11 protein-coding genes are annotated in these 16,858 nt (G+C 45.8%); 2 read left to right on the plus strand and 9 right to left on the minus strand.

Features of this window, described 5'->3' with window-relative positions; genetic code table 11:
* Positions 1 to 617: 617 nt before the first annotated feature.
* Positions 618 to 1,214: a carboxymuconolactone decarboxylase family protein gene (locus QP938_12980; protein WIO74196.1), complete on the plus strand. Its 597-nt coding sequence runs from the start codon at positions 618 to 620 to the stop codon at positions 1,212 to 1,214.
* 83 nt (positions 1,215 to 1,297) lie between these two features.
* Here QP938_12980 and QP938_12985 read toward each other — a convergent pair whose 3' ends face one another.
* The 9 genes from QP938_12985 to QP938_13025 all read right to left on the minus strand — a co-directional run bounded on the left by QP938_12985 (position 1,298) and on the right by QP938_13025 (position 15,334).
* Positions 1,298 to 2,467 (minus strand): thioredoxin family protein, encoded by a 1,170-nt coding sequence (locus tag QP938_12985; GenBank protein ID WIO74197.1) that lies wholly within the window; start codon positions 2,465 to 2,467, stop codon positions 1,298 to 1,300.
* Between the two features lie 48 nt (positions 2,468 to 2,515).
* Positions 2,516 to 3,769, minus strand: a complete 1,254-nt coding sequence (locus QP938_12990) for a TlpA disulfide reductase family protein (GenBank protein ID WIO74198.1) — start codon at positions 3,767 to 3,769, stop codon at positions 2,516 to 2,518.
* Positions 3,770 to 3,894: 125 nt separating this feature from the next.
* Positions 3,895 to 7,218: a TonB-dependent receptor gene (locus tag QP938_12995; protein ID WIO74199.1), complete on the minus strand. Its 3,324-nt coding sequence runs from the start codon at positions 7,216 to 7,218 to the stop codon at positions 3,895 to 3,897.
* 180 nt (positions 7,219 to 7,398) lie between these two features.
* Positions 7,399 to 8,451, minus strand: coding sequence for a FecR domain-containing protein (locus QP938_13000; protein ID WIO74200.1), 1,053 nt, complete (start codon positions 8,449 to 8,451; stop codon positions 7,399 to 7,401).
* Positions 8,448 to 9,053, minus strand: a complete 606-nt coding sequence (locus QP938_13005) for a sigma-70 family RNA polymerase sigma factor (protein ID WIO74201.1) — start codon at positions 9,051 to 9,053, stop codon at positions 8,448 to 8,450. Before QP938_13005 ends, QP938_13000 begins: the two co-directional genes overlap by 4 nt.
* Before the next feature lie 186 nt (positions 9,054 to 9,239).
* Positions 9,240 to 10,397 carry a TlpA disulfide reductase family protein gene (locus QP938_13010; protein ID WIO74202.1) on the minus strand — a complete coding sequence of 386 codons (1,158 nt, stop codon included), beginning with the start codon at positions 10,395 to 10,397 and terminating at the stop codon, positions 9,240 to 9,242.
* A gap of 55 nt (positions 10,398 to 10,452) precedes the next feature.
* On the minus strand, positions 10,453 to 13,608 hold the full coding sequence (locus tag QP938_13015) for a TonB-dependent receptor (GenBank protein ID WIO74203.1): 3,156 nt from the start codon (positions 13,606 to 13,608) through the stop codon (positions 10,453 to 10,455).
* A gap of 110 nt (positions 13,609 to 13,718) precedes the next feature.
* Positions 13,719 to 14,768 carry a FecR domain-containing protein gene (locus tag QP938_13020; GenBank protein ID WIO74204.1) on the minus strand — a complete coding sequence of 350 codons (1,050 nt, stop codon included), beginning with the start codon at positions 14,766 to 14,768 and terminating at the stop codon, positions 13,719 to 13,721.
* On the minus strand, positions 14,765 to 15,334 hold the full coding sequence (locus QP938_13025) for an RNA polymerase sigma factor (GenBank protein WIO74205.1): 570 nt from the start codon (positions 15,332 to 15,334) through the stop codon (positions 14,765 to 14,767). The genes QP938_13020 and QP938_13025 overlap by 4 nt, the downstream gene beginning before the upstream one ends.
* 399 nt (positions 15,335 to 15,733) lie before the next feature.
* Between QP938_13025 and QP938_13030 the strand changes: the two genes are divergently transcribed.
* Positions 15,734 to 16,818, plus strand: a protein-coding gene (locus QP938_13030; protein ID WIO74206.1) for an IS3 family transposase whose coding sequence is annotated in 2 segments (ribosomal slippage) — positions 15,734 to 15,995 and positions 15,995 to 16,818 — 1,086 coding nt in all. Because the reading frame shifts where the segments join, the coding sequence is not laid out codon by codon here.
* The last annotated feature ends 40 nt before the right edge of the window (positions 16,819 to 16,858 follow it).

Here is a 16,858-nt window from a genome sequence, read left to right on the forward strand (position 1 = left end):
TGTAACCTTCTTCAGTACACGCACGATGATCACAAATACCCTACTGGCATCCTTAAAGATTCAAACTTTTACTTAGAGAGCTTAGAAGCACTTCGTGAGCGCTGAATTAACTTGTGAATGCGAGCCTGTTGGGCGGGAGTTAACTTTCCGGAAATGAACTTGATACAGGTTGGTAGAATAGCCTTATTGGAAATAACATAAAAAAGATGGGTGACATAAGAGTCACCCATCTGGGTCATTAATCATGGCAGGTGCTTTCTCCCCCAATATTTCATTTTTCATTCTACTCACATTATGTTTTATCAATCATGATGGGATCTACCCGGTAGATTATTGAAAATCATGGCATTACGGAATAATCGTAGCCTGCATGAAGCGATAGCGTAATGCAGGATAGTTCCCACCAAACCCCGCATTACGCTATCGCTTCATACGGGCTACCGGGATCCTTCGCTGTGCTCAGGATGACAATATTCAGCCACCTGTCATCTTGAGCGGAGCGAAAGATCTCAAACCATGTAAACTTCTTCTTACACCTTTTCCTTACAAACACCCTTCCGTCCATAACCAGCCTGCCGGATACTCAGTCAATTATTAAACACCGACTGGAGAACCACATGGCTCACATGCAACCCCTGCCCGCCGAAACCCATCCGGAACTGGCTGACGACTTTCAGATTTTTGTCGAAATTCTGGGCTTCGTTCCTAACAGCCTGCTAACCATGCAGCGCAGCCCGGATATGGTGAAAGGATTTGGTGTATTGACCAAGGCAGTAATGAATCCGGAAGGCGGTGTTGACCTTGGCTTTATGCGTATGCTGGCACACTTTTGCAGTCGCGCTGCGGGCTGTCAGTACTGTGAAGCCCACTCACTGGTAGCCGCCAAAATTCACGGTATTCCCCAGGAAAAAATTGACGCGCTGTGGGACTACCAGACCAGTGACCTCTATAGCGAAGCCGAACGTGTTGCCCTTGATTTTGCTCTGGCAGCTGGCTCTGTTCCAAATAATGTCGACCAGGCACTAATGGATCGCATGAAAGAGCACTGGAGCGAAAAGCAGATCGTGCACATTCTTGGCGCCATCAGTCTTTACGGCTTCCTGAATCGTTGGAACGATTCAATGGCAACCGATCTGGAAGAGTCACCCAAGGCGATGGGGGAGCGGGTATTGTCATCTGGCGGATGGGATGGTGGCAAGCACGTCGATAAATAAGCCCTACCCTAAAAAAACTAAAACCAGCCCTTATTGAGTGATAAGGGCTGGGAGGTAGTTGCTAAACAGTTTTTTAATAAAGTTTATTCACCTTCTCTGGATTCGATACGAAAAAATTCAGTCATTTCTTGAACACCCCGATAACCATTAAACCGCTTTATTTCTTTTCCATCTGGAGAAAAGAGTATGCCTGTTGGGTAACTTGTTACATTAAGTTCTGCCACCAGCGCTTCTTCCTCATCGCCATCAGCTTTAATGCAGATAATTTCTTTCGCAGCATCTACTACCAATTGTGCGGTATACACCATGCTATCCATCTGCTTGCATGGGCCGCACCAACTGGTTTCAAAGTCCAGAAAATAGGCTTTCCCCGCTTGTTGAGCCTCTTTAATCGCCGCCTGAATGTCGTGTCGGAAAGCAAGAGGTGAGCTGGCCCGTTTGGCAATTTTGTCTTTATAGTGCCTGTCCCTGCTCAAACGATCTTCTTCTTCGGTTATTCCAGGGTCAAACATTTCCAGCCAGCCCAATCTTCCCGAAGCACCTTCCAACGACAGCTTATAGGCTTGACCGTTGAGCCAATAAAAATCACCCACTTCACGAGGTGTCGTAAAGCGGGAGGTTTCATTGGCTGCACGAATGCCCCATTTATCTCCCGCTTCATAGCGCCCATCGTTATTACCGTCAGAAAGAACAACCACATATTCTTCTTCCGCGATCTCTACCGGGCTAATCATAAAGCTGTTATTGGCATAACGCAGTGATTCAGGCACTTCCTCCTGCGACTTTACTGCAATCCAATACGAAAGGTTAATAACTTGATCTGCAGCTTGAGCCTCGTTCTGATATGCAACGGTTACTTGCCCGGCGAACATAGACCAGGTTTTATTGCGTATCTCTCTTAACTTCGCCTTAATTACCGGATCATTCTCGGCCGAGCCATCACCATCGGCATCAATCGCCAAACGATCAAACATGCCCTCTGGCTGACTGCGCCATAGTTTCAGCGCACGACCGGGACCATCTTCACCCTCGAGTTTAAATCGACCTTGCAACTCTTCTGCCCGCACTCCTTTGGTGAGAGAGATGGCTCCAGCTTTGGGGCTGAAGCCTGGTTTGTGAACAGAGCCTTTTTCACCATGGGCGAAGTTCAAGTCCATTTTTGCAGAAGACGTCACAGCCGCTTGATCACCACCAAATGCAAATGGCGACACCGCCATTATCAAAATGGCCAATAAATTTTTGCGAAAAATCATTGAAGTCACCTATCTACACTGATGTTTAATTGCTGTGGTCATTTAAAATTATTTACCGAGAAGCTCCTCTACTTTCTTCTCAACATCCAGACCACGCATATTTACGCCAATAACCTTCCCGGTCTTCGCTTCTACCAGAAAATTGGAGGGTACACCGCGCACCTGAAAAGTACCCACTACCGGACTTTTCCAACCCTTCAGGTCACTGACATGAATCCAATTAGCCTCATCTTCTTCCACCGCTTCAGCCCATTCATCCGCATCTTCATCCAGACTGAATGCGTAAATTTCAAAGCCGTGTTGATGATACTTATCGTAAGCCTGCTTAATGTATGGTGATTCAGCCCGACAAGGCCCACACCAGGATGCCCAAAAATCAACCAATACATACTTTGCATCACTGAGGACATCTTTTAGAGGTACCAGATTTCTATCCATATCTTTCTGGCTGATCTCGGGGATCTTTTTCCCCATAAATCCGTTTTGGCCACCGTTGCTGTTTTTCATCACTTTCAGGCGAAATTCCAGTTGAGCAATATACTCCTTCGCCCAATCAGAAACACCCGATTCATTGAGCAGCTCTTTAGATACTGCCAATTGCCATTCAATATTTTGATCTCTCACACGCAACAAAGCCAGTTTACGTGCATAAGGATCTCGACTGTTCATCGCCACGTCTTTGAGATGCTCTCTCTCAATAGTGCCGGCCAAATCTCGATGACGGGCACCCTCTTTATTGAAAGCATCTTTTTCTTCCAATGACAGTTCTTTATTAGCGCCTTTATTAAAAGCCAGAGTGGAAGCCTGCCTCGCCGCAATAAATTCATCGGTCTTTGCATAGCCTAGAACTATTTCATTATAGTGCCCGCCGGAAACTTCAACTTCCCAGCCTTTTTGGGTCACCTTAATATTTCCAGGCTCCAAAATAAATCCTATCTCGCCTCCAAGTTTACCGGTAAAGACGCCATCCTTTTTCCCTTCGTGAACAATATAGCGAACAAAGCGAATATCATCCTTTTCAACAGTCCCTTTAAGCTTTGCATGGCCTTTATCGACCGGAGCCCTATCAACCAAAGACATCCATGGCGATACTGGCCCTAATCTTTTGTTTTTTTCCTTTCGAGCTTGTTTCCATTCGGAAGCTTCTTCTTTTGAAGGTGCCCGTTTATCCCAAAGTATCAACTCGCCTTCGTCATAATTACTGGAAACATTCACATCAATTTCGTATTGATCACCTTTTTTGTCAGCAAAACAGTTAACAGACAGCATTGCCGCCATCAATATTGTGATAAATTTTCTCATTTTCCCTCTCCTTAACAAAAATCAATAAAGCTTATCGATAGAACCTTATGGAAAAAGACCGCCCATAAAAAAGGGCGGCCAAACCACATCAAATAGGCAAAAAATTGCCTCCAAGAGTTAAAAGACTAAAACTCCTTACTGAGACTCAGGCGCCACAATCTACCCTGACCATAAGCTGTCTGTGCATTACTTTCATAAGGGGTTTGAACCAAAATTTCACCAAGACTATTACGTTGAGTGTAGATAGTCTTTGTGAAGTCATCGGTAATATTTTGAATACCAAATGTTGCTTTTACACCAGACAAAAAGTCCATTCTGGGCAATAAGTCGCCACTATCGAAGTCATAACTGAATGTCAAGTTTGCCAGCGTCGGGTACTCTGAAGTAAAGCGAAGCTGCTCAGTGCCTGAACCAAAAGTTGAAAACCGCTCGACATCACTACGAGCAGTGACGTTTAAAGAAGTATCCAGACCTCGATAAGACCAGGTTACTTGTGCTGATCCGCTGTATTCCGGCACAGCAAAGAAGCGAGACCCAAGGCTAACCTCACCAACCAGATCTACAGGACCATTTGGATCCTCTTCAAACAGAGTCAGCTCATTTGTGAAGACCTGCGCCACATTAACGTTGAAGAAAAACTCACCCCAGTTATCGGTAGGCAATTCATAAGTCAGGCGATAATCCATACCTCTATGAGTTTGTGAGGCAACATTGAATGCTCGTGCATCAATAGTGTAAGTACTATTCAGGAGCCAAGTGCCATATGTCTCAAAGCGGCTACCTGCGTAGGGGTTTTCTCCATTCCAGTCACGGATAACATTTGGTGGCAACGGCGCTCCAACAACAATTACTGATGGGGTTGAGGCATAAATTTTGTCGTTATAATTGGTCTCATGCCATGCTGCATTAAATGTTAATCCTGGGGCAAACCCTGGCGTTAACTCAAGACTCGCAGTAAACGTATCCACATGCTCTGATTCCAGCTGTGGATTGCCACCGGTAATTGCAAACCTTTGGTTTTGGCTTAATCCAATGCTGCTAAAGCCTACTTCTGGCGGAAATAGCAAATTAACCCCAAAGTCTGCTTGAGATGCCGGACTCGTTAAGCTAATCAATTGATTAAGTTGAGGCGCTACAAAAGACGTACTTTTATTCAAACGGAGCCGAGCATGATCATTTAACTGCCAGATCAAGCCCAAAGCCCAAGTAGAGTCCGCTCCAGGGTCTTTAAGTTCGTTAATGGAATCGTCCAGCCAGCCGGGATCTTCACCGCTAATCGAGAGATTACGAGAAGCTTCCGGTTTGTCATAGCTATCGTAGCGGCCAGAAAAAGTAACATCCAGAGATTCAGACCCTTCCTCCATCAAAGGAACCAACCCTTCAATAAAGAACGCATACTGATCACGAGAAATGGAACTTTCAAACGCGCTGCTAGCAACCAGAGAAGTGCTGCCTTCACTGAGATCAAATGAAGATTCAGCTTCCAGTTTGATTTTCTGCCATTCAAATCCGGCTGAAACTACTACATCACCAGCAGGCAGACTAAAAGCAGCGCCGCTGAATACACCACCAAATGTGTCCGTATAATTTGAGCTGGACGCAAACTCCGTGGGCTTCAGATAATTATTCATATCAAGGTTGGCAGGGTCATCTGCAACCGCTGGACATTCCCACTTGTGGGTACCTGAAGAGAAAACTTGCACCAGGGTGCAATCTTCTAAGGGAGGAAGACGATCAGGGCCGAGAAAGACATTTTTAATACCGTCCGTGCCTACACCGTCATTATCCATTACATAATTCAATTTTACGCCATCGAGTCTACGCCCCCTAACCCCTTCCAACTCACTTTGGTTATGAGCACCTCTGACAGTCCAGTCCCAATCACCCAGCTTGCCATCGACATTGAAGTTAAAGGTCAAGCGATCTGTATCGCCGTAATCGAACTGCGATCCAAACTCTGGAAACGTTCTTCCAAACCGGTACTCGGTACCCAGCTGGTTAAACGGGTTGTCTGCGCTGACTTTGACACCGCCAAATACCGGGACCCGTCCACCGGTTTTAGTGTCACGATTTTCATAGATCAATTGACCAAAGAAGCTGATATCTTCGGTTAAGTCCTGCGACAGAGAGACTGTAAAAGTATTGGATTCACGAACAGGTATAGCCAATCGACCAAATTCAGTACTGCCGTCACCAGAAGCACTAAAGTCCTTAAGAATCAGATTACCGTCTTCATCATAGGCCGGCTCTAACTGATCGAGCGACCCATCCCAGTCACGTGGAGCATTGACTCTATCAACGCCTACATATCCAGCTTGATCTGCTGGATCCAGAGCAGTCCAGTCTGAAACCGTGATATTGTTTCCACTTCCATCCGTGTAAAAAAGAGGCGCTGTAACAGCACTTGTACCACCTACTAGTGAGGGAAACTCGCCAGGTGCTGGGCGTGTATTACCAAGCGGCCAATCAGGGGAACTGGAATCAGGCTCTCTACCAGCAAGGTCATCTCTGTCACTTAAATACAGTCCAGAATGCTCGGAGCGCTCAAAACCAAGGCCCAGTCGACCGCCATCCCAACTAAACGCGCCATCCAGGCCAAACTTCCATTGGTTGAAACCACCAGCAGAAGGCTCTTCATACTCCATGTTAGCAATAACGCCCTGATAATCTTTTTTGGTGATTATATTGATAACACCACCTACGGCATCAGCACCATAAATTGCTGAAGCACCATCCAGAAGCACCTCAATGCGCTCAACACGAGACAAAGGGATTGAGCTGATATCGGTCACACCACCCACAAAACCATCGTGTCCCATGCGATGTCCGTCAACCAGAACCAGAGTCGCTTGACTACCAATACCTCGCAAGTTAGCAGTAGATCCGCCTGCATAGTTAGGCGCTGAGTTAAACGTAGACCCAAAAAAATCAGTATCGCCATTTGAATTTTGTGGGATTTGCCTCATAAACTGAGCTAAATTTGTCGCGCCGCTGGCACGAATTCTTGCCGCGTCGTAAGTGATAACCTGACCGGACATTTCAGCAGGGTTGCTGGTTACCCGGCTACCGGTTACGACTAACTCTTCTACTACTTTTTCGTCAGATGAGCCTTCCTCCTTCTCATCCGACGCTTTGATAGTTACCAAACTGTCTGAAGTGAATTCATAAGTAAGCCCTGTGCCTTTCAGCATTTGATCAAGAGCTTCTTTGAGTGTGAATTGACCAACGATTGTGGATACCTGAATATTTCTACCCAGCTCCGGCGGAATCATAATCTGTACGCCGGCTTTTTCACCCAGGTCCAGCAAAGCTGTTCCTGCACTTTGTTCTTTGATATCGAGACTTACCGATTCATCGGCAGCGTGTGCACTTATTGTCCCAACCATCAAGGCAGCAGTTATACCCACGGCCAAGCTGTTTCTTTTAAATGATCTGAACTTCTGATTCATACCTACCTCTCTGGATTATCCTGTCAACACATTAAGCGCACTCAAGTATTGTTATTTAGTGGCTTAACATGTGGACGGCTGCCTAAGTAGAACACCCTACCTTCAAGAGGAAATATTTCTAATAATTATTGAATAACTACTTTAACTGTCTTTTGATATTCCCTTTAACCGGAACGTGAATTACTTATCTGTGCCGACAATTACTATGCGATCAAAGTGCTTTGTGACCTTGATAGGCATTGTGGTTTCAAGCCCCAAAAGGGCACTATCCAGTTGCTTGAGATTGACCAGAGCGAATATTTTCATATTCATAATTCTGTCGTCTTCGATCAGAATTTTCTTACCGCTGTATCGATTTAACTCCTTAACCACCTGATACAGAGGAACATCTTCAAACCTTAATTGGCCACTACGCCACTGCTGGAATCGGGAGATTTTCGAATCATAGTGCGCCACCATCCTTTGTTTGGCATGACTGTAATTCACCACAGTTCCAGCCGTCGCACGATAAGCGCTTTTGGCCGAAGCAGTTTTATCCTGGCCTGCCGAAACGTCCAGCAAAGGCTCATCGCCTTTTGCCGTATCGGTATTTGAATGAATCGCCACAACACCATCCAGAACCGCTAATCGAAAGGAATCCGGCTCTTTGCGGATATCAAAAGCAGTGCCGAGTGCCGTCACTGCCGTGGCGCCCAAATCGACTACAAAGGGTCTATTGGCATCTTTAGCCACATCAAAGAACGCCTCACCCCGCTGCAGAGTGACTTTGCGCTGATTGCCAGACAACTCAACCAACAATTGCGTACCTGTATTCAGGTTAATAACACTGCCGTCGGTCAAATTTACCTGCTTTTGCTCTCCAACACGGGTGACATAACGGAGTACTTCTATATTCTCTTTAGCGCCTTCATCAACTGGCATCCATACATTAAAACTCACGGCAACAGCTAACATAACCGTAGCTGCCATAGCCCACACTGGCCAGCGTTCAGCAGCTCTTTCCAGCCTGGTTACTTTTCCGGAATTCTCTCCTGCTGCGGCCAGTATTTCAGGGTCATCTGCAAGAGCCTCCAAATCAGCCATCAACTCAACTGAGGTTAAAAATTGCTGCTGGTACTCACTGGATTTATTCCGCCAACTCTCAGATGGACTGACACTAGGCTCTTCAGAGTAAAGCTTTGCCAAATCAGTGGCCGCACTCATTTTTTCCTTTAGTCGCTTGAGCGTTTTCATGATCCTTTCTCTCCACTCTCATCCTGAGCATATTCCGCGGACTCACGTATTCTGATCAGTGCCTGTTTCATGTATTTCTCTACTTGCTTGACCGACACACCCATATCATCAGCAATTTGCCGATAACTCTTATGTTTAAAGCGGTTTTGGATAAAGGCCTGTCGCCACCGGGGGCGCAGCCCGAGAATCACATCCTTAACCCGCTCCAGCTCCTCCCGATTGAGGGCAAGCCTTTCGGGTGAAGCATGCTCTATGGCGGACTCTTCCGTTAACTGGTGCTGCTCTTTTTTCAAGAACCTTTGTCGAACCTGTTTATAACGCGCCAGGTCTACTACAAGGTTATTTGCCATCGCAAACAGGTATGAGCACCACTTACCTCGATCTGTTGGCAATCGGGCTATAAGGTCGTCTTCTTTGGCTAATTTGGCGAAAATCTCTTGAATGATGTCGTCCAGTTCGTGACTGCTACCCATCACACTGGTCAAAAAAGCCCGCAATGAGGTGCCGTGCTCCCTGAACAATTGTTCGAGAAGCTGCTGTTTAGACACCGCTCGATGACTAACCAGATCAATCACATCGCTCTTCTTGCGCATCAGTCGCATAGCTATTGCCTGTACCTATCCAACTATAGGACGGCCAGCTACCCATCGCACCCTACCTTTACTCAATAATTTTAAAGGCTTCTCTACAAGAACTACCTCGAAAGGCCATACGCGGTCGTTGTACATACAAAAATGGCGCTTTCAAATGAAAGCGCCATTTCGGTTAATAGTTAGCAGGCTTGAAAACTACTCCTGGAAGTATGACTCCAACTTCTCATCCAGTTTCCACTCTCGTAGCCCTACACCCTGAATCACACCCTCCGAATCAATCAGGAAGTTCGCGGGGATTCCCTGAATAGCGTAGTCTTTGACATATTGATTAGCCCAGCCGTTATCAATTAGCAGATTAAGCCATGGCACTTTCTCCTCTTCACTGGCAACCAGCCAGTCATCCCTGTCTTCATCCAGAGAAACTGCATAAATCTCAAAACCTTTATCTTTATATTTTTCGTAGGCCTTTTTTAAGTGAGGAAACTCACCACGGCAAGGGCCACACCAGGAAGCCCAGAAGTCAAGCAAAACCAGTTTATTTTTTTCAACCACCTCTGACAACAAAACATCTTTCCCGTCAATATCATAGGCTGTAACGGGTTTATAGGTTTTTCCCTTCGAAACAGACTCTCTAGCTTTTTCTTCTTCAATCCACTTCTCAAGACTTTCTCTATATTCTATAGCAGATTGATTTCCGCCAAGATCTTTCTCAAGTTCAGACACCATCGAAATTCTTTGACGAACATCAAAGCGGTTCCAATCCTGGTTTTTCATTAAAGAAAGGAGTCTCACTAAGGGCGACTGATCTTCTCTGAACAATTTTTCTGTATGAGAATTAACAATATCACTAACTTTTTTACTGGCCTCATTACTTTTACTTCGGGCACTTTTAACAGCCTCTTCATCCATCATATCCAGATCAGTGAATACTTCTTTATTCACTTTTTTGCTGTTTTTATAAGCTGAAATATATTCAGGGTTTTTCCGATAGCCATAAATCTTATTGTTAATATCTCCGCCATCAACAATTGGACCAATATCTGTCCAGACAACCTGATACTTATCATTTTCCAGTATCATTTCTATATTAAACTGCGATATTGATATTGTTGCCTTTGCCGGCTGATCAATAGAGCCAGAACCCGTAAACTCTCCGTCTTCTATATCACTTTTCGCGATTAGTTTATTGCCATCATAAAAAATGGATACTGAATCAGCTTTAACCCCCTCAGCCAATGATCCATGAATCATAAATCCATCAGACTCTGAACAAGCTGACAATGAAATTAACACGGTTATTGCAAAAGCAATGAACTTGGCAAGATTAATCGCCACAAACTTCTTACTGCTCATTTATTTTCTCCCATCCTAAAAAATCCGCCCCCAATAGGGGGCGGCTAAAGTAAGCTTAAAAATCAAATGACTTTGTAATATCAAAATAAACAACTCGCCCACGAGAGCTGACCCTATTGGCGATATAGCCTACGGAATTGTCAACAAACGGGAAATCAGGCTTAAACAGGTTCCTGGCTCCCAGTTGCATTTTGACACCACTCATCAATCCAGATAATGCTGGTGACTGATAGCCAACCTGCAAATCAACTGTTGTATAAGACGGACTGGTTCGTCTTGGATTTGCATTTGGAATAAAGTCATTATAAATCGTAGCTCTGGCTGAAGCCGGATCTATCACTTTGTGACTTGAAGTGTGGTGTGCAATTGCAGTTACGGAATAATCCCCGTAAGCCCAGTTCAAGGACAAGTTTCCTGCCCAGCGGCTCACACCATACTCACTGTCAGCCAGTTCTATTTTTGGTGATTCATCAATAACCCGGTGACTCAACTCCAGATTTCGTACGGCATTAAATGCCAATTGCCACGCACCAAAGTCTGTGTCTAACTCATAGCTCGCACGAAAATCGATTGTTTCCGATTTGCGCCCTGAGAAGTTGATTTGGCGGGTATCAAGTACCATCACGTCGCCAGAAACCCGAAATACATCGGGAAGACTATCAATGTGCTGCGACAGGAATCCGAAATCCGCACCAAAGCCGGGAGTACCGATATAGTTTTCAAACTCTGTGCGGCTGTAAGTCACACCCAGTTCCAGCTCCGGCAAAATAGAGGGTGTCCAGTCAAATCCGTAAGTTAATGTCTCGGCATTTTGAGGTTCAAGATCGGGATTCGGCCCCATCAGCCTTACAATGCTGTTTACACCATCCGGCACAACACCACCTTGCAGCGCATAATAGAGCGCACCATCCATAGATCGTGATGTGCCAAACTGCTGTGATGGCTGAGGTGTAAGGAAGGACTCACCCCATGTGGCACGGAAACGCAAATCAGAAGTGGGCTTCCAGCTTAGTGTTACCTGCGGGTCAGTGCTACTGAATGAGCGCTTCAAGGTAGTTGCCGGCTGTGTAACATACTGTGCACCAACCGGTACGCCAAGCAGTTCCTCAAGATCAATACCAGGTGTTGCTATAGAAACGCCATTGTCATAGCGAGACTGGCCCTGCTGATCAATACTTTCATGACGTACTGCCAATGTCATTACCAGCTCTTCTGCCCAAGCTTTATCAGTCAACAGGGGTACGCGCATTTCACCAAAAAATGCTTTAACATCCCGCTCGGTAGCCTGTGCCAACAACCCTTCAAACCCCGGAACATTTCCATGCTCTTCTTTACGTAGCTGCAAGCCAGCTACCACGGACACATCCCCTGCTGGCAGTGAGAATAAATCACCATTTACTGTGGCTTCAAAACTGTGCACATCAGAATCAAAATCATTGATGAATTGTTCTACGAGACTACTAAGCAATTCAACGTTATGTGCAACAATTACCGGATCAGTTCCATCTCCAAATACATTCAACTGATTTAATACCGGGAATACTCGCAACTCTGCGGTATCATCACCAAAACCAAAGGTGCCTGTTAAATCACTCAGATAAACTGACTGTCCTTTTTCCTTACTGTAGGCATAGTCAAGGTTAAAGGTCCAACCACTGGCAAAAGGCAAGTCACCTTGGAGACCCATGCTGGCTTGCAAACTATCCTGCTCTTGTTTATTACTGAGCTCCATCTGGGAAAATTCATTTTTGAAGCTGTATCCAACCAAAACATCGCGATTGAAATTATTGTATGGGTTACTTTCAGGAATGTAGGCAAGGCGCTCATAGGTCAAGAAGTTGAACGCAAACACATCTGGCTGCCAATTTTCAGCGTTTTCCTGTTTTGTCAGGCCAACATCAAAAGAAAACACCATACCGTTGGTGAGATCCTGTTCCCCTGCCAATCGTATAGACTTGCTTTCGGCTTCAGGGCCAATATTAAAACGCTCGTATACAGAGCGATCACCACTCATGCCCGACAACAGGTCTGCTTCATCCAGAGCGGTGCCATCCTGCCCTTCAGGGATCAGTCCAACCTCATAAAATGCCGGCACAATACTGGCGAGATAAGCTTCAAATGGGCTCGATGCATCAATGGTGAAAAGTGGTTCATACACAACACCGGGCTGGCCTATGCCCCTACGACGCGCATTAATACCGCCGCGATCACTGAAATCACCCACCCCAGATGGCCCTACATGAATAAAGCTGTTGATATCAGCAGGCTTATTCTCGGCTACATCTGCACTGATAGTTGCAAAACCGCTATCCCAATGAAATGTGTAGGCGCCATTCAAACGACTTATATCACCACCAGAACTGGACTTCTCATGGCGCGCCTGCAAAACGGCGCCCTTATAGTCTTTACGCAATATAATGTTGACTACACCGGCTACGGCATCAGCACCATAAATCGCTGAAGCACCATCTGTCAGGATTTCAACACGCTCAACCTGTGACAATGGAATAGATGAAATATCGGTAAAACCACCTGACGATTGTGCTGATGTCGCTTTACGACGACCATTAATCAGCACTAAAGTAGCTCGGCTTCCCAAGCCCCTGAGGTTGATTGAGGATGCACCAACAGGCGATACAGGGCTTCCACCAAATGCGCCAAACTCCCCCTGACCCAGATCCACACTTTCAGAGGTAATACTGGAGAGGTTTTGCGGCAACCGACGAAAAACATCTTCTAATGAAGAGTAACCGCCCTGCTCCAACTTTTGACGATCCAGTGTAATTACTGGCGAAGCAGGATTGTGACCTTTCAAGCGGGTACCTGTGACTATAACTTCTTCGACGAATTCTTCTTCATCTTTGATGCTGGTTTCTTCCAGCTTTTTGATGACAACGGAATCTTCTGACAGAAACTCATACTTCAATCCTGAATCTGCAAGCAAAGCATTTAATGCAGACTCTAATGTATAGGATCCGGAAATTCCTTTAAGAACCTTACCGGCAGATAGATTTGACGGTACAACTATCTGGACACCAGACATTTTTGACAACTTCAAAAGTGCCGAATCCGCGCTTTGTGAAGATATATCCAGATCCAGTGTTTTTCCATCAGTAGCAAAAACAGACCCACCAGAAATAGCAAGAGACAATGCTGCTGATATACTCAATACCAATGCTTTGTGCTTGAATATGGCTTTACCTAAATTCATAACCCAACCCTTTGTTATAAAAAGTTATTGCTCTACCAAAAATTATCGAGCAATAACTAGACGCACAAAGAATTCAGATCCCACGCTTTTTCGCTGTTTAAAAATCAAAATTAATTCTGTTTTGATTTATTTATAACTACCCGATCAAAGTAATGGGTTATTTTTATAGGCATTGAACCTTCCAAACCTTGAAGGGCACGATCAATTCTCTGAACATCAAATACAGCCGATACTTTCAAATCCACAATATCAGAATCTTCAATCAGTATTTTTTTTCCGCTGTAACGGTTTAACTCTGCCACAACCTGATAGAGTGGTTGACGGGTAAACTCAAGACTCCCACTCCGCCACATTGCGATGTTCCCAGCATCGTTAGTCACATATCCCTCAATTACTTGATGCACAGGGTCAACTTCGGCTGTCCAACCTGCGGCCACCCGTATCTGGCCAGATTTTTTGAGCCTGATAAATCCACCCTGATTCAGGTCGCCACTATCCAGTAAAGCTGCATTACTGGATGGCGCTTCTTCTGATGAATGGATAGCAACCATCCCCTCAGTGACTGAAATTTGAAAATTTTCTGGATATTTACGTACGTTAAACTCTGTACCCAGAACAGTCACTGTGCGCATGCCCACATCCACACTGAATGGCTTCTCCTCATCACGAGCCACATCAAAGTAAGCCTCGCCTCGTGTCAATATGACTCTTCGGCTGTCTGCCGCCATAGTGACCAGCACCTCTGTACCGGTGTTAAGGCTCAATTGGGAGCCGTCGGACAACTCAACCGTTTTCACTTCGCCTATACGTGTTGTATAGCGAGACATTTCGGCGCTATCTGTTAGCGGCTCCTTTTGCATCCAAAAAACAGTGGCCACCGCCAGCATTACAGATGCAGATGCCAACATTCCTTTATAAGGCAAAGATTTTTTCCTGGCATGCTCGAAATCCACCAGCGATAACAGCTCTTCATCGTCAGATAGCGCTTCAATATCTGCCATCAGGTGGAAGCTTGTAACTAACTCTTCCCGGTAGTCACTATCCTCACTGTCCCAAGGGTTCAGCGCTTCGGCCTGATTCGCCGACAATCGGCCCGACCAAAGCCTGGCCAAACCTCGCGAAGCCTTTACTCTTGCATGACTTTTCATCAGATGAATCATCTTCTGCTCCCTCCCTGCTCCTGACCCTTGTTTACCGCCTCAAGCGTCTTTTTAAGTTTGGCAACAGCTCTGGCGACAAATGCTTCAACCTGCCTTTCCGTGACACTCATTACGACTGATATTTCTTTATAATTCATGTGCTTAAAGCGACTTAAAATGAATGCCGTTCGCCAGGTGGGTTTTAAAGCTGTGATTGCTGCTTTCACTGTCGACAGTTGCTCTTGGGCCACTACCTCTACTTCAGGAGACAACTCATAAACTGTGCCCGCCAAATCATTGCTCTTGGCAGCACAGTACTCCCTACGGATCGCCTTGCGACGCTCCATATCAACGATCAGGTTATTCGCGGCAGTAAACAGATAGGCGCGATTTTGCCTTGAATCCACCTTTTGTCGCCCTTCAAGGTCTTCCTTACGGGCCAGTCGGGTAAAGACCTCTTGAACGATGTCATCTATATCTGTCTTACTGCGAACCCGCCCCAGCAAAAATGACCGAAGAGCGTCTCCGTGGTCACGATACAGTTGTTCCAGAAACTGCTTATCAGCCTCCGAACGACGCAAATTCAAATTAACCACCCTGCTCATTTTGGCCTTGTGTACCTTCACTATAGATGCTTCAGACAAGTCTTCTCACATTATTGGACGCACCAGGCATCAGAATCCCACGGTTTCTATGTGTAATAATTTACAAGCGTATCAACAGCTGGGTATTACTATAGATTCTACGACCACACTTTCTACCAAAGCCCATAAAGCTTTAGCAGTGACTGATGAAGCTTTATAGATGAAGTGTTTATCAATGTGCACCCGAAACACTCAAGAATAGGCGTGGTTCAAAAGCCATGGCGGCGAAGAGGACAGCTTTAGAACTTATAACTTTATGTTAACTTTCCAATGTAATCCCCCCGAAAAATAATCGCGCTTTTAAGTAGAGACTTTTATGATGTGAATCAGAAGGAGTTATCTATGAAGAAGTCGAAGTTTTCGGATCACCAGATTCTGGCGATACTGAAGCAACATGAGGCTGGCGTTTCCGTTGCCGAATTAGCTCGTGAACACGGTGTCAGCACAGCCCTGATTTATCAATGGCGTTCAAAATATGGCGGTATGGACGCCGCCTTGATGAAGCGCCTCAAAGAGCTGGAAGCAGAGAATGCCCGCCTGAAGAAGATGTATGCCGAGGAGCGCATCAAAGCAGAGCTTCGCCAAGAGGCCCTCGAGGGAAAGCTGTAAGGCCATCCTGCCGCAAAGCAATGGCCCAAAAGGCTGTTCAGCGGGATGGCATCAGCATCCGTCTAGCCTGTGCGACCTTCGGCATTAGTGAGACTTGCTACCGCTATCAGGCAAAGCTCTCATGTGAGAACCAACAGATTGCAGGCTGGCTATTAAGTTTGACAGAGGCCCACAGACGCTGGGGGTTTGGCTTGTGTTTCCTTTACCTGCGGAATGTAAAAGGTTTTCCCTGGAATCATAAGCGGGTTTACCGTATTTATCGGGAGCTGGAGCTAAATTTACGAATAAAGCCCAAACGACTTATCAAACGCGACCATCCTGGCGAACTTGATGTGCCCACAGCGCCTAATCAGGTCTGGTCGATGGACTTTATGAGCGATGGGCTAATTGATGGTCGCTCATTGCGTACGTTCAATGTACTGGACGACTACAATCGTGAGGGCTTAGGCATTGAGGTTGACCTCTCTTTGCCAAGCAGCAGAGTGATACGAAGCCTTGAGCAGATTATTGAATGGCGAGGGAAGCCAATGGCGATACGTTGTGATAACGGCCCGGAGTATATCTCTCAGAAGCTAATTGACTGGGCAACCGAGCAACGTATTACTCTGCTATACATCCAACCTGGCAAGCCAACTCAGAATGCGTACATAGAGCGATTTAACCGAACCGTTCGGCATGAATGGTTGGATATGCACCAGTTCGAGAACGTTGCTCATGCCCAGCTATTGGCCACCCAATGGTTATGGCAATACAATAACGAAAGACCAAATACCGCCATTGGCGGTGTGCCGCCAAGGCAATTAATGTTGGCGGCTTAATCCTCTACTAAAAAGCTCGGTTATAAATGGGGGGATTACA

Source organism: Porticoccaceae bacterium LTM1 (assembly GCA_030252795.1).
In the GTDB taxonomy this organism is placed as follows: Bacteria; Pseudomonadota; Gammaproteobacteria; order Pseudomonadales; family Porticoccaceae; genus SCSIO-12696.